Annotated in this window: 17 protein-coding genes; all 17 read left to right on the top strand. The window is 56.3% G+C overall.

The window, feature by feature from the left end; translation table 11 throughout:
- Positions 1–33 precede the first annotated feature (33 nt).
- The 17 genes from tssB (at position 34) to DFO56_RS11015 (ending at position 18,770) form a co-directional block, all read left to right on the top strand.
- Positions 34–558, top strand: a complete 525-nt coding sequence (tssB, locus tag DFO56_RS11095; protein ID WP_016495653.1) for a type VI secretion system contractile sheath small subunit — start codon at positions 34–36, stop codon at positions 556–558.
- 3 nt (positions 559–561) lie between these two features.
- On the top strand, positions 562–2,064 hold the full coding sequence (tssC, locus tag DFO56_RS11090; RefSeq protein ID WP_016495654.1) for a type VI secretion system contractile sheath large subunit: 1,503 nt from the start codon (positions 562–564) through the stop codon (positions 2,062–2,064).
- Between the two features lie 68 nt (positions 2,065–2,132).
- On the top strand, positions 2,133–2,564 hold the full coding sequence (locus DFO56_RS24735; RefSeq protein ID WP_045509812.1) for a Rap1a/Tai family immunity protein: 432 nt from the start codon (positions 2,133–2,135) through the stop codon (positions 2,562–2,564).
- Positions 2,561–3,055 carry a T6SS effector amidase Tae4 family protein gene (locus tag DFO56_RS11080; protein ID WP_045509810.1) on the top strand — a complete coding sequence of 165 codons (495 nt, stop codon included), beginning with the start codon at positions 2,561–2,563 and terminating at the stop codon, positions 3,053–3,055. Before DFO56_RS24735 ends, DFO56_RS11080 begins: the two co-directional genes overlap by 4 nt.
- A 197-nt stretch (positions 3,056–3,252) precedes the next feature.
- The gene (locus tag DFO56_RS11075) at positions 3,253–3,735 is read left to right on the top strand and encodes a type VI secretion system tube protein Hcp (protein WP_016495656.1); all 483 of its coding nucleotides are present in this window, start codon (positions 3,253–3,255) and stop codon (positions 3,733–3,735) included.
- Between the two features lie 203 nt (positions 3,736–3,938).
- Positions 3,939–4,772, top strand: a complete 834-nt coding sequence (locus DFO56_RS11070) for a peptidoglycan-binding protein (RefSeq protein ID WP_045509807.1) — start codon at positions 3,939–3,941, stop codon at positions 4,770–4,772.
- A gap of 3 nt (positions 4,773–4,775) precedes the next feature.
- Positions 4,776–5,570 carry a lysozyme inhibitor LprI family protein gene (locus tag DFO56_RS11065; RefSeq protein WP_045509804.1) on the top strand — a complete coding sequence of 265 codons (795 nt, stop codon included), beginning with the start codon at positions 4,776–4,778 and terminating at the stop codon, positions 5,568–5,570.
- Between the two features lie 98 nt (positions 5,571–5,668).
- Entirely contained in the window at positions 5,669–6,505 is an 837-nt protein-coding gene (locus tag DFO56_RS11060) for a lysozyme inhibitor LprI family protein (RefSeq protein ID WP_016495659.1), read from the top strand.
- 129 nt (positions 6,506–6,634) lie between these two features.
- Entirely contained in the window at positions 6,635–8,440 is a 1,806-nt protein-coding gene (tagH, locus tag DFO56_RS11055; protein WP_045509802.1) for a type VI secretion system-associated FHA domain protein TagH, read from the top strand.
- A complete protein-coding gene (locus tag DFO56_RS11050) occupies positions 8,437–9,231 on the top strand; it encodes a PP2C family serine/threonine-protein phosphatase (RefSeq protein WP_016495661.1) in 795 nt (264 codons plus the stop codon). Before tagH ends, DFO56_RS11050 begins: the two co-directional genes overlap by 4 nt.
- Before the next feature lie 20 nt (positions 9,232–9,251).
- The gene (locus tag DFO56_RS11045; RefSeq protein ID WP_045509799.1) at positions 9,252–10,241 is read left to right on the top strand and encodes a hypothetical protein; all 990 of its coding nucleotides are present in this window, start codon (positions 9,252–9,254) and stop codon (positions 10,239–10,241) included.
- Positions 10,242–10,250: 9 nt separating this feature from the next.
- The gene (locus DFO56_RS11040) at positions 10,251–11,063 is read left to right on the top strand and encodes a type VI secretion system accessory protein TagJ (protein ID WP_016495663.1); all 813 of its coding nucleotides are present in this window, start codon (positions 10,251–10,253) and stop codon (positions 11,061–11,063) included.
- Positions 11,056–11,625: a type VI secretion system baseplate subunit TssE gene (gene tssE, locus DFO56_RS11035; protein ID WP_045509796.1), complete on the top strand. Its 570-nt coding sequence runs from the start codon at positions 11,056–11,058 to the stop codon at positions 11,623–11,625. Before DFO56_RS11040 ends, tssE begins: the two co-directional genes overlap by 8 nt.
- 2 nt (positions 11,626–11,627) lie before the next feature.
- Positions 11,628–13,499 (top strand): type VI secretion system baseplate subunit TssF, encoded by a 1,872-nt coding sequence (gene tssF / locus DFO56_RS11030; protein ID WP_045509793.1) that lies wholly within the window; start codon positions 11,628–11,630, stop codon positions 13,497–13,499.
- Complete coding sequence (gene tssG / locus DFO56_RS11025; RefSeq protein WP_045509790.1) at positions 13,496–14,539, top strand: type VI secretion system baseplate subunit TssG; 1,044 nt, start codon at positions 13,496–13,498, stop codon at positions 14,537–14,539. The genes tssF and tssG overlap by 4 nt, the downstream gene beginning before the upstream one ends.
- A gap of 113 nt (positions 14,540–14,652) precedes the next feature.
- The gene (gene tssH / locus DFO56_RS11020) at positions 14,653–17,271 is read left to right on the top strand and encodes a type VI secretion system ATPase TssH (RefSeq protein WP_045509918.1); all 2,619 of its coding nucleotides are present in this window, start codon (positions 14,653–14,655) and stop codon (positions 17,269–17,271) included.
- 26 nt (positions 17,272–17,297) lie between these two features.
- Positions 17,298–18,770: a serine/threonine-protein kinase gene (locus tag DFO56_RS11015; RefSeq protein ID WP_045509787.1), complete on the top strand. Its 1,473-nt coding sequence runs from the start codon at positions 17,298–17,300 to the stop codon at positions 18,768–18,770.
- Positions 18,771–18,773: the final 3 nt, after the last annotated feature.

Here is an 18,773-nt window from a genome sequence, read left to right as displayed (position 1 = left end):
AACCTTCACCGCGCATATTCGATGGAGAACATCATGGCAATAAGTAACAGTGGTCAGAAATTTATCGCCCGCAACCGTGCCCCCCGCGTTCAGATTGAGTACGACGTGGAAGTGTACGGCGCGGAGCGCAAAATCCAGCTTCCGTTTGTGATGGGCGTAATGGCGGATCTGGTAGGGAAACCGGTGGAGAACTTACCTTCTATTGAGGATCGTAAATTCCTCGAAATCGACGTCGACAACTTCGACGAACGCATGAAAGCGCTGAAACCGCGCGTGGCGTTCAACGTCGACAACACCCTGACCGGCGAAGGCCGTCTGAACGTCGATTTAACTTTCGACAGCATGGATGACTTCCTGCCGGACGCGGTGGCGCGCAAAGTTGAGCCGCTGAACAAGCTGCTGGAAGCGCGTACTCAGCTCTCCAACCTGCTGACCTACATGGACGGCAAAAACGGCGCGGAAGAGTTGATTGCCAAAGTGTTGCAGGATCCAACCCTGCTGAAATCGCTCAGCCAGTTACCGAACAGTGAAGACAGTGCGCAAGGTAAAGAGGAGTAAACCATGAGCAACCCTTCTCAACAGCAAGAACTGCAGCAGGGCGCACAGGCCTTCAGCCAGGATGAATTCAGCGCGCTGCTCAGCAAAGAGTTCCGTCCGAAAACGGATCAGGCGCGTTCAGCGGTAGAAAGCGCGGTGAAAACGCTGGCGCAACAGGCGCTGGAAAACACCGTCACCTTCTCCAGCGATACCTATCGCACCATTCAGAACCTGATTGCCGGGATTGATGAAAAGCTGTCGCAGCAGATTAACCAGATCATCCACCACGAAGATTTCCAGAAACTGGAAAGCGCGTGGCGCGGTCTGAGCCATCTGGTGAACAACACCGAAACCGACGAGATGCTGAAAATTCGCTTTATGAGCATCTCCAAGCAGGAACTGGGCCGTAACCTGAAACGCTACAAAGGCGTGGGCTGGGACCAGAGCCCGCTGTTCAAAAAAATCTATGAAGAAGAGTATGGCCAGTTCGGCGGCGAACCGTTTGGCTGCCTGGTTGGCGACTACTACTTCGACCACAGCCCGCAGGATGTCGAACTGCTGGGCGAAATGGCGCGCATCGGCGCGGCGGCACACTGCCCGTTCATTACCGGTACTGCACCAAGCGTGATGCAGATGGAGTCCTGGCAGGAGCTGGCGAACCCGCGCGATCTGACAAAAATCTTCCAGAACACCGAATATGCCGCCTGGCGTTCACTGCGTGAATCTGAAGATGCCCGTTACCTTGGCCTGGTCATGCCGCGCTTCCTGTCGCGTCTGCCGTACGGTATCCGCACCAACCCGGTTGACAGCTTCGATTTCGAAGAAGAGACCGATGGCGCGAACCACAACAACTATTCGTGGGCGAACGCGGCCTACGCGATGGCGACCAACATCAACCGTTCCTTCAAAGAGTACGGCTGGTGTACCTCGATTCGCGGTGTGGAATCCGGTGGTGCGGTAGAAAACCTGCCATGCCATACCTTCCCGAGCGATGACGGCGGCGTGGACATGAAGTGCCCGACCGAGATCGCCATCAGCGACCGTCGCGAAGCAGAACTGGCGAAAAACGGCTTTATGCCGCTTATCCACCGTAAAAACTCCGACTTCGCCGCCTTTATTGGCGCACAGTCGCTGCAAAAACCGATGGAGTACCACGACGCCGACGCGACCGCTAACGCACGTCTCGCCTCGCGTCTGCCGTATCTGTTCGCCTGCTGCCGTTTTGCGCACTACCTGAAGTGCATTGTGCGCGACAAAATCGGCTCATTCCGCGAGCGTGACGAAATGGAACGCTGGCTGAACGACTGGGTGATGAACTACGTCGACGGCGACCCGGCGAACTCCTCGCAGGAAACCAAAGCGCGTAAACCGCTGGCTGCGGCAGAAGTGCAGGTGCAGGAAATCGAAGATAACCCTGGTTACTACGCGGCGAAATTCTTCCTGCGTCCGCACTACCAGCTGGAAGGTCTGACCGTTTCTCTGCGTCTGGTATCCAAACTGCCGTCGCTGAAAACCAAAGAGGCGTAAGCCAGACAGGCCGCAAGCTTTAGAGGTTTGCGGCCCTGGAAACATTTTCGCAAACAGAAGGATATGTGATGAAAATGCGTATTGGACTTGCGGGCTTTTTGGTCATGTTCTCCACAATGATAAGTGCGGAGACGAAGACCTATTCATACCCACAAGCGTCTCCGTTACCCGAAGATTCTGTTTTAAATCTTATGCGGGATCCTGCTTTGCTAAATGGCTTCGATGTAAATATGAGCGCCCAACGTTTTGCTGACGCCTGGTTCTCTAAAACGAATGAGCGTGAGCGGATTAAAGCAGATATGTATCTGTTAGGCGTACTTGATACGACAGAAGGAAAAACATGGTGCGGTTATAACCGTCTTCTGCCGTCATCTATTCATGAAAATTTATATTCCTACTTTGAAAATCTAACGGCGGAAAAAGGAAAACTGCGTGCATCCAAAGTAATAAGCGATGCGATGACAGAGTTGATGCCATGCAAAAAGGGGAACAATAAATGAGGCCATTATACGAGCAGTTAAAACGTTACCATCGTTCCTCTCTGAAGTATCAGCCTGGCTTTTTATCACCGGAAGAACTATTTAAAGAGATTGGCTATGACTATCAGGCACTTAAAGCAAGTAATCCGAATTATGAGAATACTTGTGGTGTACGAATGAGTTTAGCCTTGCTTAAAAATAATATTGATTTTACTGGCCGATTTATTATTAAAGACGGCCCTTGTAAAGGTAAAAAGATAGAACCAGGCGCGAAGCTTCTTGCCGATCAACTTTATAAAGACAGCGTGTTTGGAAAAGCTGAAGTCTACACTGATATTCACGAAGCGGGCAGAAAATTGCGTAACCGTAAAGGTGTCGTTTATTTTCACAGAATCGCAGGTTATGGAGGCGGTCATATCGACCTGCTTGAACCACTGAGTAATAATATGTTTCAGTGCAACAGTGGATGCCATACCGACTCCAAAGAAGTGTGGTTCTGGGAATTAAAGTAGCCCATGCGTAATTAATTAAATGATTTAATTTCTACCCGCCTGGGTAGAAAAGGAACTTCTGGAAAGAAATATATCTTTCCAGGATGTAAAGAGGCAGAGGTAAAATATGGACGGTTTTATTCGGCCCCATGCTTACCCGTTTGCCATATAAGCGCTTTTTCGAAAGCAATATTTATCATTAACGAAGAGTAAATATTATGGCTATTGATATGTTTCTGAAGGTCGATGGAGTTACGGGTGAATCTAAAGACTCTAACCACACCGGCTGGACTGATATCACATCTTTTTCCTGGGGTGCTTCACAACCTGGGAACATGAGCGTTGGCGGTGGCGGCGGTGCCGGTAAAGTCAATTTTAATGACCTGCATGTTAACGCACTCATTGATAAATCCACGACGGCTATCCTGAAACATTGCGCCAGCGGCAAACACTTGACCAAAGTTGAGCTGTCTGTCTGCAAAGCAGGCGGCCAGCAGGTTGAGTATGCGCGCATCACGCTGGAAGATGTGCTGGTGACTTCCGTTCAGTACACCGGTGCTGACAACGGCGACACCGTAGGTGTGACCTATGCATTCCAGGCTGCGAAAGTGAAACAGCAGTACTGGGAGCAGTCCTCCTCCGGCGGTAAAGGTGCTGAAACCACCGCTGGCTGGAACATCAAAGAAAACAAAGAAGCGTAATCGCTGTGGTGAGCCCGCAAGGGCTCACCTTGTTTTTTTTCTGGCAAATGACGATTTAATTATTAATTTTTTCTCTCTTTTTTATATCGGGTTAGTCGCGTTATCCCCAACAAAATAATTTGCTACTCAAACGCAGCCGCTTTTATGAAAGCTGTTTCTTTTGAGTGCGTATAAAAATTAAAGAATGATTTGAGGATGAACGAATGAGTGTTATGCGCAAGGGTGATCGTGGTACGAATGTTAAAGAGCTACAGCAGCTGCTGAATAAATCGGGAGCGAAAGTCGGTGAAGATGGTATTTTCGGCTTAAAAACCGAAATGGCTGTCAAACAATTCCAGGCGAAACAGAATTTACACGTCGATGGAATTGTCGGGCGACGCACCCTTGCTGCACTGGGAAAACCGGTCACCACCCGCGCGCCACAGCCGCCGATTTCCGGCAGCGCCGGGCGACAGGCTGTCGGTGCGATGGATATCTCCGCCAGTGGCATGACATTTATTTTTCATCGCGAAGCCTGGGCAAACAAAAGTTGTTACCTGCACTGGCCAGGCGGCGCAAGCGGCGTGACGCTCGGGCCGGGCTACGACATGAAAGAGCGCTCAGAGCAATCTATCAAAGCGAAAATGATTGAAATCGGCATTGATGCGATAACCGCGGAAAAAATCAGTAAAGCCGCCAGATTGCATGATGACCAGGCCAGCCAGTTTGTCGCCGATAACGCGAAACTGGTGCGTCTTACCGCCGATCAGGAGACAAATTTACTGCGTGCCACCGTTCCGCCGTACGTTAACGCGGTGAGAAATGGTATTTTTGTGCCGCTGAAGCAGTATGAATTCGACGCGCTGGTCTCCTTTGCGTATAACCCTGGTGGGCGGCTGAACAACGTGTTTGGTTTTATCAATCGCGGGCAGATCTCTGATGCGATGACGGAAATTAAACGCGCGAATACCAGTAAACACAAAGTTATGAAGGGTTTGATTAATCGTCGTAATTTTGAAGTGAATCTTTTCTTAAACGGCGACTACGGGACAAATTGATCCATGACGACTCACACTAAACAGATCGTAGCGGCAACCATGACTTGCCTGGCGTTGTTCTCTTCGGCGGTGCAGGCGGGCAATTCACCGGTACAGGGCGAGTGGCAGGTTGAGAAAGCGTTTATTAATACCGAAACAGAACGCACCCTGAACTATCAGTTCAATGATGATCGCCTTGTCGGGCGCTTTCTGAGCGTGACACCGCAAGGCATCAGCACTACGCTGCCGGGCGGCTCGAATTGCCAGTCACCCGCGATGAAAGAAAGCAGCAGCACGCTGGATGCCTGGGTTGCTGCCACGCAGTCCATCCCGGAGAAAGACGCGGCGAAAACCTATGAGCTGGGATTAGACGGGAGCGCGAAAACGCAGGTCGAGAACATTACCTGCGCATCCGGTCACTTTGCCAACGGTGATGCGGGCAGCGATGCCAGCCTGGCGTTCGTCAACCAGCGCTTACTGCTGAACTGGACGGATGGCACCATCCTTTTGCTCAAGCCGGTGGATAAAAACAGCAAACCGCAGGCATCGTTTGATTGTGCAAAAGCCGCTTCCGCGCCGGAAAAAGCGATTTGCGGCGATCGCGAGCTGGCGGCACTGGATAACAGCGTTGCCCGTTCGTACAAAGCGTTTCGTAAAGAAGCCGCCTCGCTTGGCAATAACGATCTGGAAAACAAACTGCAATCGCAACAGAAAGCCTGGCTAAGCCAGCGCAATAGCTGCAATGGCGATGTGCAATGCCTGAAAAAATCGATGAACGATCGTCTGGAAACGCTGGCGCACAGCCTGGATGGGGTCTGAGTCGTGTCATAAGGGGATGGCGGGCTGCCATCCCTGCTAAGCAGTAAGACGTTGTCGGTATTGCATGTACGCCACTGGATGAGATGGCAGGGAAAAACATGACAGGAAGCATCATTCGGTTCACCCCGGCGCGCGTAAAGTGTGTCGCCTTAGCCGCACTGGTTTCGTTGAGTCACTGCGCTGCCAGCGCAGCAGAAGCGCCAGCCTCTATTTCGGGGCCCTGGCGTATTATTGCCAATTCAACGGATACGCAAGCCACCATCTCCTTCTATACGAAAGTCAACGATCCCAGCTATGTTGGCCGCGTGGTTCGTTTTGATAACCACGCGGTAAGTGGCGACGCGGCGCTGAACATTGATTGCCAGCAACCCGCATACCTTCAGCAATCGCCGATGACGCTTAATGAAGCGATAGTAAAAACCTCCGGCGAGCGCCGTTTTCCGCCCAAAATTCCTGTTGCAGAAGATTTCGGTTTGAACGGGCAAGGCATGCAGAAAATCACCCCAATTGTGTTGCAATGCCAGCAAGGGCACCTGGGGCCGGATGGCGAATCCATTGGTAACTGGGTAGCGTTGTTATCTGCCGATAAGCTGCTGATGTACGGGAATGACAACAGCTATTTTGTGCTGAAACGCGTGACGGCTGATGAAAAAATTACGCCCCGTTTTTCCTGTAACGCTAAGCTAAGCGCCACCGAGCAAGCGATTTGTGGTGACAATGAACTGGCGGCCTGGGATCGCAGCGTGACCGATGCCTACACTATTCAGTTGCAGCAACAGCAAGAAATTGACCCGGCGGATAAAGCCACGTTGGCGGGCATGAAAGCGGCGCAGCGCGACTGGCTTAAAAAACGCAACCAGTGCCAGACAGACGCCGCCTGCTTAACAAAATCGATGCAAGAACGGACCTTTGAATTGGTCAGTAAAATCCAGTAAAACAAGAGACTTATCCGGTGGCTGCGCCGGGTTCGCGAACGTCGACCTTCTTTTCGCTTGTCTTCAAACGCAGCCGTTTTAGCTAAAGCGGCACCGTTTGAGTGCACATAACTCCAGCAGGAATACGCGATGCGATTCACTATTATTACCAGTAAACCCGGTCATCAGCCGCCACAAAGTAGCTGCGACTTTTATCCCCCGGGCGGCACCATTGGCCGCGGCACGGACAACAATCTGGTGCTGCCGGACAACGACCGTTCCATTTCACGTTTGCAGGCGATTGTCCATATCGCCGGCAATGGCGAGTGCCGCGTCACCAACCGTGGCAACGTGACCCGCGTCGTACTGAATGACATCCCCCTTGAACGTGGGCGTCAGGTTGAGCTGCAGGATGGCGATATTCTTGGCATCGATGAATACCGTATTGAAGTCACCGATCTGATCCAGGATACCCGTCCTGTCACCCGTATGGCGGAAGAGATGTATCCGAAGCCAGCGCAGCCGCAGGTGGCGAAACCGGCACCTGCTCCGGCGCAGAAAAACGCGCCAGAAGGCGCACCGGCGTCCGTGCCGACGGAAATCTGGGACAGCCTGATGCAGGAGTTTTCCATCTCCGACAGCATCTCCAGCAGCCGTGCGAAACCGCAGGAAGCGCAAAATCTTAACCCGTTCGCCGCGCCGAAAGGGCCGGAGCGCAACCCGGAAGATCCGCTGTCGCTGCTCAATAACAATGAACCGCTGGTGACGCCGAAATCGCTGGCCTCGGATCAGCTGTTTAATGACGAACAGTTGTTTAAAAACGACAGCATCTTCAACGATTCCACGCCTTCTGCGCTGGTGCCGCCGGTTGAACCGACACAAAAATCGCACGCGCCGGATAGCGACGAGCTCGATCCGCTGGCGCTGTTTGGCGGTAGCGGTAGCACGAAGCAAACCCGCAGCGACGATCCGCTTGGCCTGCTGAGCGGCGCGGTGCCGCTGGCGCATGCCGATGAACTGGCGGCGCAGAAACCGGCTGAACCGCAGCCGATCATTACCGATCTCAACACGCCGGAACCGCCGCCAACCGCTCAGCCGATTATTACCGAGCTGCGCCCGGAAGATTTAAGTTCGACGCCGCTATTTGCCGACGACGCGCCGCTCTCCGCGCCGGAAGAGGTGCAGGAGCAGCAGGATTACGCTGGTATCACGCTGCCAACACCGCAGGCGGTGCAGCGCAGCGCGGCGCAAACGCCGAAAGGGCGTCTGCGTATCGATCCGGTCCAGAGCAATGGCACGAAGAGCACGCCATCAGTCAGCACCGGCGACAGCGGTGATGTGCTGAAGGGGGAGCTGCTTGATGCGCTGCTTGAAGGCATGGGACTGAGCGACATGCAGCCGGTGCCGCAGTTCGATAAAGAAAACATGCGCCAGTTCGGTCAGATGCTGAGCATGTTCTCGCAGGGCACGGTTGCGCTGTTGTCGTCGCGTTCTATTCTGAAACGCGGTGTAAAAGCGGACATGACCATGGTGCTGGATGACGCCAACAACCCGTTCAAACTGCTGCCGTCGGGTAAAACCGTATTAATGCAGATGTTCGGCACGCGTATGCCTGGTTTTATGCCGCCGAAAAAATCGGTGCGTGACGCACTGATCGATTTACAGGCGCACCAGCTGGGGATGATCTCCGGTATTCGCGCCATTATCGCCGCCATGTTGCAGCAGTTTAATCCGGAGCAACTGGAAGATGACGCCAAACGCGACGGCGCAACCGCGCGGCTTGGCGTGCTCTCCAACCGTAAAGCCGCGTTATGGGATTACTACGTTCGTACTTACGCCCAGACGGCCGGTGAGATTGACGATGACTTCCACACTCTGTTTGGCGAAGCGTTCCTCCACGCTTACGACATGGAAGTCAACCAGTACAAAGACTCACAAAGCGGATCGGAAGAATGAATATCAGCACGGCCTCTATTTCGCGACAGGGCGAACGTGCCAGTAATCAGGATCAGACCGGGGAAACCATCGGCGAGCGCGCCGCCTGCTTTGTGGTCTGCGACGGCATCGCCGGTTTACCCGGCGGTGACGTGGCGGCGAAACTGGCGCGAAACGCCATTATCACCCGGTTCGACGGTGACGAGCACCTCAATGCCCAGTACATTCGTCAGTACGTGAATGGCGCGAACCGCGCCATCCGCGAAGAGCAAAAAGCGGTGCAGGATTATCACCGCATGGGCACCACCATGGTGAGCCTGTTTATCGATCGCGATTACCAGCTCGCCTACTGGGCGCACGCGGGTGACAGCCGGTTATATCTGTTTCGTCGCGGCTGGCTTTACCACGTCACCACCGATCACAGCCTCGTCCAGCAGATGAAAGACGCCGGGCACCAGACCGAAGGTATCAACGGTAACTTGCTCTATTTCGCGCTGGGGTTGGGCGAGGATGAGCGTGAACCGAGCTACAGTGATGTGGTGCCGATTGAAGATGGCGATGCTTTTTTGCTGTGCACGGATGGTTTCTGGCACGGCGTCACCGAGGAGCAGATGCAACAGTCGCTGCACATGGTAAACACGCCGGATGAGTGGCTGACGTTGATGAATCAAATCCTGCTGAAAAACGGTGTCGGGGCGCAGACCCAGCAGGACAACTATAGCGCCGTAGCGGTGTGGATGGGCACGCCTCAGGAGACGACGCTTTTGCATACGCTCTCTGAAGCCGCGCAGTTTTTCCCTCTTCGTGATTGATACAGCTTACAAGGACTTTTATGAAACTTTGGCTACCGGGTTTGGCCCTGCTGGCAGTGTGTGGCAGCGTGCAGGCAGAAAACTACCGCATCGTGCAATCGCCTTCGCAAAAACTGGATGTCTGGATCGATAACGTCGCCGATAACACGCCAAAAAGCTGGTGTGCGAAGACGCTGCCGCTGCGCATTGTCGCCAGCGGCGATAAAAAACCCTCGGTACTGAATAGCTTTTTACCGCGTCTTGGCGCGCTGCTGGAAAACCAGTGCGGCACGCTGACGCAGGTGCGCTGGAAACTGACCGACCCACAAGGCACGACGCTGGCTGAAGGCACCGCCGATAAAGCCAAAGAGTGGGATCCGGTAGTCACCTCAACCGGTGCGACTACCGCGCCTGCCGCAACCCCGAGCGCCGGGCTGGTTGCCCCTACCGGACGCGCCGAAGATCTCTCTCCACCCGCCAGCCGTGCGCCGTGGCAGGAGTTCACCTTGCAGGATGGCTGCCACCTGCGCACCTTCTGGCAGGGCGGCGCCGGTACGCCTGCGCTGTTTATTCCCGCCAAAGAAGATGGCAAGTGTGAGAAGGGCGGCTGGCTGAACGGTCGCAGCGTGGTGACGCAACTCAGCAACGGCGTGGAAAAGAAAATCACCATGACCTTCGTACACGGTTTCCCGGTCAGTGGCCTGAATGCCAGTGTGGATGCGGATCGCCTGTTGATTACCACCGTCAACAACGAACGTATGGTGGTCAGCGAAGGTACGCTGGCGCAGAGCTGGATGATCCTGCCGTATATTGACAGCCTGAATGGCTGGCAGGCGAATGGCACCGTGGCGGTGGAAATCTCCCGCGACGTGGCAAATGATCCGGCGCGTTTACAGGCGCGTATTGAAGAAGTGCGCAAAGCGTGGATGCCGTGGTTTGAACCGGGTACGCACCTGAATATTTTGCTGATTGACTCGCTGCATCCGCAGCTGCGCAACCCGGCGGTTGGCACCTATAAAACGGTTAATTAAGGAGCGGCGATGAACACGTTGTTTCAACAACTGGCGGGCGAATCGTTGCGGGAAAGCCTGGCGCAGCTCGAAAGCCGTATCCGCACGCAGCCGGGCGACGCCGATCTGCGCGCCGCGTTCGCCCAACTGTTGTGCCTTGATGGCAACTGGTCGCGCGCGCTGGCGCAGTTAAAAAGCTGGCAGGCGTTAAAACCGCAGGCACAGCCAACCGTTACGCTGCTGGAACAAGCCATTGAAGGCGAACGCCAGCGTGCGGACGTGATGGCCGGTCGCGCGCGTCCGGTTACGCCGGATCAACAATGGCCGTGGCTGGCATCAATGGTCAGCGCGCTGGAGCCGGAAGCGGCGAATGCCAGCGCAGATCGTGAAGCCGCGCTGGAAATGGCCGACGCTAACCCCGGGCAGTTGACGACGCAGGACGGTCAAACGCTGAACTTTGACTGGCTGATGGATGGCGATTGCCGCTTTGGCCCGGTCTGCGAAGCTATCGTCAATGGCCGTTATTTCTGGCTGCCGTTCAGCGCCATTTCCGCCATGCAGTTCCAGCCCCCGGCCAGCGTCACCGATTTAGTATGGCGTCACACGCTGGTGCGCTTGCAGGATGGCAGCGAACAGGTGTGCCAGATCCCTGCGCGCTACCCGCTGGATGCGAATGCCGATGACCGCTTTAAGCTGTGTCGCGTCACCGAATGGCAGCCGTTGCCAGGCGATGCGCCGCACTATATCGGGCAGGGGCAAAAAGTGTGGCTTAACGACAGCGCCGAATATTCGCTGCTGGATCTCGCCACCGTCAGCTTTAACGTGGAAGCCGCAGATGAGTAACTCTGCGCATGATGAAGAGAGCGACCTGCTGCGTAGCGGCTGGCGCTCGCGGCGCGGGAAAGATACCGTTGGCGCGCGCGATAAAATGCAGCCTTCGCTGCTCGATCGCCTGACGGATGACGCGCCGGATAAAGTGCAGGAGCCGGTGAACAACAATCTGGTTTCGCACTCCGCGCTGCGCCGCCATGTGCTGCGCGATTTGCAGTGGCTGTTCAACACCATTAATAACGAAGCGCAACAGGATCTCTCCGGTTTTGACCAGGTGCGGCGTTCGGTGGTGAACTTTGGCGTGTCGCCGCTGGCGGGCAAGCGCATGTCGGATATCGAATGGCAGGATATCCAGCGCAAACTGACCGACGCGATTTTGCATTTTGAACCGCGCATTCTTCCGCAAGGATTGCAGGTGCGCTGCATCTCCGATACTAAGTCGCTGGATCTGCATAACGTCCTGTCGATTGAGATCAAAGGCCGCCTGTGGTGCGTGCCTTATCCGCTGGAGTTCCTGTTTCGTACCGATGTGGATCTGGAAAACGGGCATTTCGAGCTGAAAGACGCGGGGTAACGATGGACAGCAAATTACTCGAATATTACAACCGCGAACTGGCCTGGCTGCGCGAAATGGGTCAGGAATTCGCCGCACGCTACCCGAAAGTTGCTGGGCGTCTGGGTATGCGCGGCATGGACGTCTCTGACCCGTATGTCGAACGCCTGATGGAAGGTTTTGCCTTTCTGACCTCGCGCGTGCAGTTAAAAATGGACGCCGAGTTCCCGCGTTTCTCCCAGCGTTTGCTGGAAATGGTCGCGCCGAATTACCTTGCGCCCACGCCGTCCATGGCGATTGCCGAACTGCAACCGGACAGCGCGAAAGGCGATTTGAGCAACGGTTTTGTGGTGCCGCGCGGCACCATGATGGACAGCCAGGTGATGAAAAAGAACGGCGTCACCTGTAGTTACACCACCGCGCATGATGTCACGCTGCTGCCGCTGAAAATCAGCCAGGTGGAACTGGGCGGTGTGCCCGCCGATCTGCCGCTGGCGCAGGTCGGTTTAAGCCAGCGCGGGGCGCAAAGCGCACTGCGTATTCGCCTGAGTTGCGACGGCCCGGTAAACCTCAGCCATCTTGATTTCGACCGTCTGGAGTTCTTCTTAAGCGGCCCGGATATGCAGGCGCTGAAGCTCCTCGAGCTGGTGATGGAGCATCAGGTCGGTATTCTGTGCCAGGCGAACGGGCAGAAAACCCCGCCGCTGGTGCTGGCCGACGATGCGTTGCGCCAGGAAGGGTTCAGCGCAGACCAGGCTCTGCTGCCGGACGATCTGCGCAACTTTGACGGCTACCGTCTGTTACAGGAGTATTTTGCTTTTCCGTCGCGTTTCCTGTTTATCAGCCTGCATGGCTTGCGCACAATGCTGGCGCAAAGCGGCGAAGCGAAGTCCTTCGATATCATCATTCTGCTCGACAAAGCCGATGCGCAGCTTGAACGGGTGGTGGATAAAAGCCACCTCGCGCTGCACTGCACGCCGGTGATTAACCTGTTCCCGAAAGTGGCGGAACGTCAGAAGCTGAGCGACAGCCTGCATGAGTACCATCTGGTGGTCGATAACATTCGTCCGCTGGATTACGAGATTTACGCCGTTACCAAAATTCACGCCAGCATTGATGGTCAGCGTGATGAGGAAACTTTTCGCCCGTTCTGGAGCAGTTGGAGTCAGGACGAGGGCAATTATGGCGCTTACTTTTCGCTGCGTCGCGAACAGCGTGCGTTATCGGAACATGCGCAGCGTTACGGCACGCGTACCGGCTACATCGGTTCGGAAGTGTTCGCCTCGCTGGTGGATGAACAGCATGCGCCGTGGCGGGAAGAGTTACGCTACATCACCGCCGAAGTGCTGTGCACCAGCCGCGATCTGCCGCTGATGTTGCAGCAGGAGATTGGTCAGTTTGTGCTGCCGGATTCGCTGCCGGTTAAAACATTACAACTGCGCAAAGGCCCGACACCGCCGCGTCCGGCGCTGGCAGAAGGGTTGAGCACCTGGCGGCTGATCAGCCAGTTGCAGATGAACTATTTAAGCCTGATGGATGGCGAAGACGGCGAAGGCGCTGCGGCGCTGCGCCAGTTGCTGGGGCTTTATACCCGGCTGGCGGAAGCGCCGGTCGCGCGTCAGATTGAAGGCGTACGTCACTGCGTGCTCGAACCGGTACATCGCCGCGTGCCGGAACCGGGACCGATTGTTTTCGCGCGCGGTATTGGCATTACCCTGACGGTCGATGAGCAGGCGTTCTCCGGCTTCAGTCCGTACCTGTTTGGCAGCGTGCTGGAGCGCGTTTTTGCCCGTCTGGTGGGCATGAACAGCTTTACCGAGTTCACGCTTAAGAGCCAGCAGCGCGGGGAAGTGGGTTACTGGCCGCCGCGCATGGGCAAGAGGGCGCTGATATGACCGAAACGTTGAGCAGCGCGCCGGTCATTACGCGCGCCAGTGCGCTGCCGGAGGCATTCTGGCAAAACGTAATGGCGACGCCGTGGCGCTACGATCTGTTTACGCTGCTGCGCCGCGTCGATGCGCGTGGCGGTGAGCGTTACCCGCTGGGTCGCGCGCCGCTGCCGCGTTTTGAGCCGTTGCGCATTGGTCAAACCCCCTCACTTGGCTTTGCGCCGTCGACGCTGTCAAGCGTGCGCCAACGCGAAAACTCGTCGCTGTATGACGTCTCGATTCTCAGTTTTGGCCTGTTTGGCCCCAACGGCCCGCTGCCGGTTCACCTGACTGAATACGCCAGCGAACGTATCGCGCACCACCAGGATGACAGCCTGAGCGCCTTCGCCGATCTTTTTCATCACCGCCTGGCGCTGCTGTTTTACCGCGCCTGGGCCGATGCGCAGCCGACTGTTTCGCTGGATCGCCAGGATAACAAACGTTTTGAGCAGTACATCGCCTCGCTGATCGGCATGGGGCAGCCAGGACAACTGGAAAAAGGCAGCTTAAGCCCGCACGCGCGTTTTGCCCTTGCCGGGCATCTGACCCGCAACGGGCGCGACCCGGAAGGGCTGGCGAAGATCCTGCGCAGCTATTTCAACGTGCCGGTCACCATTGTCGAAAACGTGCCGCAGTGGATGCCGCTCAGTGAACGTGAACGCGCGCGCTTACAGGGCGGGCGACACGCGCCGCGCCTCGGGCAATCGGCGTTTCTTGGCGAAGCTGTACGCGATGTGTGCCATAAGTTTCGCATCGAAATTGGCCCGCTTAACGTCGATACCTACCGGCGCTTTATGCCGGGTGAAAAGTGGGTTACCGCGCTACGCGACTGGGTGCGCCAGTATCTGGGCATTGAGTACCAGTGGGCGGTGAAAGTGATTTTGCGCAGTGAAGATGTCGCTGGTGCCACGCTTGGTGGAGCCGGGCGTCTGGGTTACAGCGCCTGGCTTGGTACACAGCCCAGGCCACAAGCGCGAGGAGATTTGGTTTTCAGCCCGGAGGGGTAACCTCCGTTGTTAGTTTCCTGGTCTGACGTACGCACACATCCTGCATGTCGTATCGCGCGACGAGCTGGCTTGTAAGGATGACTGCACACTAATTATGAATAATGGATGAACTCATGTCAGAAATCAGCCGCGCCGTTCTGTTCGGCAAACTCGATACGCTGTTATTTACCTCGCTGGAAAGCGCCACCGCCTTTTGCAAGCTGCGTGGCAACCCGTATGTGGAGCTGGTTCACTGGCTGCATCAACTGATGCAACAGACGGACGGCGATCTGCAACAGGTTATTCGCCACTTTTCGCTGGATGAAGAGGCGCTGACGCGCGATATCGTCGCGGCGCTGGACAAACTGCCGCGCGGCGCAAGTTCGGTTTCCGACTTGTCAGAACACATTGATACCGCCGTTGAACGCGCGTGGGTATATGGCTCGTTAAAATATGGCGTGACGCGCATTCGTGGCGGCCATCTGCTGGCCGGGATCCTGAAAACCTGGAGTCTGGCGAACGTGCTGAAAGGCATTTCGCCGCAGTTTGAGCGTATCAGCGCCGATGCGTTGCTGGATAACTTCGACGCCATTTTCGCTAACAGCAAAGAGAGCCAGCAGGTCACCGTGGCGCTGAACGATGACGCAGGAGCGGGCGTACCGCAGCAGCAGGGCACGCTGGCGCAGTATGGTCAGGATCTGACCGCCCGGGCGCGCGACGGCAAAATCGACCCGGTAGTGGGGCGCGATGAAGAGATCCGCCAGATGGTCGATATCCTGATGCGTCGCCGCCAGAACAACCCGTTGCTGACCGGTGAAGCGGGCGTCGGTAAAACCGCGGTGGTTGAAGGACTGGCGCTGCGCATTGCCGCAGGTGATGTGCCGGAACCGCTGGTGGATGTGCAACTGTGGCTGCTGGATATTGGCATGTTGCAGGCGGGCGCGGGAATGAAGGGCGAATTTGAAGCGCGTTTACAGTCGCTGATTAACGAAGTGCAATCCAGCCCGACGCCGATCATTCTGTTTATCGACGAAATTCACACGCTGATTGGCGCCGGCGGCCAGCAGGGCACGGGCGATGCCGCCAACCTGCTGAAACCGGCGCTGGCGCGTGGTCAGCTTCGCACCATCGGCGCGACCACCTGGGCGGAATACAAAAAATACATTGAGAAAGATCCGGCGCTGACCCGCCGTTTCCAGACCGTACAAGTCGCGGAACCAGACGAAGAAAAAGCCGTTCTGATGCTGCGCAGCACCGTTTCCGCCCTGGAAAAACACCACCGCGTGCTGCTGCTCGATGAAGCGGTTGTCGCGGCGGTGAAACTCTCGCACCGCTACATTCCGGCGCGCCAGTTACCGGATAAAGCCGTTGCGCTGCTCGATACCGCCTGTGCGCGCGTCGCGGTAAGCCAAAGTTCTCCGCCGCCGCAGCTGGAAGATTGCCTGCACCGCATCGCCGCGCTGGACGTGGAAGTTGAGATAGCCAACCGTGAAGCGAAAATGGCGACCGGTGAAAGCGATCGCGTGGAAAAATTGCAGGTCGAGCTGGAAAAACTGGCGCAACAACGCGACGAACTGACGGCGCGCTGGGAGCAGGAGCAAGCGCTGGTTGACGCGATTATTGCGCTGCGCGCGCAGCTGCATACTTCGCCGGAAGAGGCGCAGGCCGATATACGCGCCACGCTGACGCAACAGCAGGCCGAACTGCGTGCGCTACAGGGCGACGCGCCACTGCTGTTTACCTCGGTGGATGCCAACGTGGTCGCCGCCGTGGTTTCCGACTGGACCGGCATCCCGCTGGGCCGGATGGTGAAAAACGAAATCGACGCGGTGTTAAAACTGGCCGATACCCTGAACGAACGCGTAATTGGACAGCGCCACGGCCTGGAACTGATTGCCAAACGGGTACAGACCTCGCGTGCGCGCCTGGACGATCCGAACAAACCGGTGGGCGTCTTTATGCTGTGCGGCCCGTCCGGTGTCGGTAAAACCGAAACCGCGCTGGCGCTGGCGGAGTCGCTGTACGGCGGCGAGCAGAACGTTATCACCATCAACATGAGTGAGTTCCAGGAAGCACATACGGTTTCCACGCTGAAAGGTGCGCCTCCGGGCTATGTGGGTTACGGCGAAGGCGGTGTGTTAACCGAAGCGGTGCGCCGCCGTCCTTACAGCGTGGTGCTGCTCGATGAGATCGAAAAAGCTCACCCGGATGTGCATGAAATCTTCTTCCAGGTGTTCGATAAAGGCTGGATGGAAGATGGCGAAGGCCGCCATATTGATTTCCGTAACACCATTATTATTCTCACCTCCAACGTCGGGACTGAGCTGATTACCGGCATGTGCGCCGATCCGGAACTGATGCCGGAACCGGACGCCCTGCGCGACGCGCTGCGCCCGCCGCTGTTGCAGGTTTTCCCGCCCGCGCTGCTGGGCCGTTTGCTGGTGGTGCCGTACTACCCGCTCAGCGACGAGATGCTGGCGATGATTGTGCGCCTGCAGCTTAAACGCATTCAGCGCCGTCTGGCGGACAACCACGGGATTGTGTCGGAAGTGGACGACAGCGTGGTGGAACAAATTGTTGCCCGCTGCACGGAAGTCGAATCAGGCGGCCGTATGGTGGACGCCATCCTTACTAATACACTGCTGCCGCTGATGAGCCAGCTATTACTCGACGCCAGCGCGCGCGACGAGCAATATAAGCGCTTACGGGTCACGTTTGAGCAGGGTGAGTTTCACTGTCAGTTTGCGGCGTAAAGCCATTATCAAGAGAGTTTTCCAATATGACGGATCACGATAACAACCGGAGTGTACCGAATGCACTGCCACCGGGATATCGCTTCAACGAGTTTGAAATTTTAGAAGTGATCGGCGGCGGTGGTTTTGGCATCGTCTATCGCGCCAAGGATCACCAGCTTGAGCGAACCATCGCGATTAAAGAGTTTATGCCGTCGTCGCTGGCGGTACGTAATGATGACATGACGCTGGTGCTGCGTAGCGAGCGCTTCAGTAAAGCATTTACCGCCGGGCTGAACAGTTTTATTCAGGAGGCGCGTCTGCTGGCGCGCTTCAACCACCCGAATCTGCTGCATGTGCTGCGCTTCTGGGTGCAGAACGACACCGCCTACATGGGAACGGTGTTTTACAGCGGCACCACGCTTTCCCGCCTGCGTGAAAAGAACCCGACGCTGATTAATGAAGCGTGGATCCGCCGCATGCTGCCGATGCTGCTGGGTGCTATCAAAACCATTCATGACGAAGGCTATCTGCACCGCGATATCTCACTGGATAACATCCAGATTCAGGATAACGGCCTGCCGGTGTTGCTCGATTTCGGCTCTGCGCGTCGCAGTATTGGTTCGGTATCCGATGAAACCGAAACCATGCTGCGTCCGGGCTATGCGCCGATTGAGCAATACACCGACGACAATGAAAGCGAGCAGGGGCCGTGGACCGATATTTACGCCCTTGGCGCGGTACTGCACACGCTGATTATTGGCTCACCGCCGCCGGTAAGCGTGGTGCGCAGCATTCAGGACACCTATGTTCCGCTGACGCAGCGTGGTTTGCCGGGGTATTCGCATACGCTGTTGCAGGCGGTGGATCGCGCGCTGTCGCTGAAAATGGAAGACCGTCCGCAAACGGTGGATGAATTCGCCGCGCTGATTGAAATGCCGGTCGCCGGGATCGACGACGTCATGAGCGTAAAACAGCCGGGTACCATGCTGGTGCCGGTGGAAGAAACGACGGAAAAAACCGATGCGCTGAGTAGCGTGAAGCGTTACAAAGTGCCGGGGCTGGTGGCCGCTGGCGTGATCGTTGGGGTGATTGCAGGGGCGGTGCTGTTTGGCGGGAATTCCTCGTCGGACACTGCGGCGACGCAGAACGCCAGTAACAGCGATCAGCAGCAGACCACGCAGCAGGCCGCTGAACCGCCGCGCCAGAGCGAGCAGGAGACAACCACTGCGCCTGCGGCAACGCCTTCGCAAACCACGCAGACGCAGGCACAAAGTCAGACCACTGCGCCTGCGGTACAGGAGCCGGTAGCGCAGATTTTTGTGCGTATGAACGAGGGTGAAAAACTGACGTTGAACGGCGAAGCGCAGTCTGTTTCTCCGGCCACCAACGGTTTTGCCTCGTTGAAGCTGCAACCGGGGCGTTACAACCTGGTACTGCAGGGCAACGGTCAGACCCGCAGCCAGACCATTACTATTGGGCAGCCAGGCACCTGGCTTATCAACCCGCAAGCACAATAGTGG

The sequence above is a fragment of the Kosakonia sp. AG348 genome (assembly GCF_003337365.1).
Classification (GTDB): domain Bacteria; phylum Pseudomonadota; class Gammaproteobacteria; order Enterobacterales; family Enterobacteriaceae; genus Kosakonia.
This window is presented reverse-complemented; position numbering and strand designations above follow the sequence as displayed.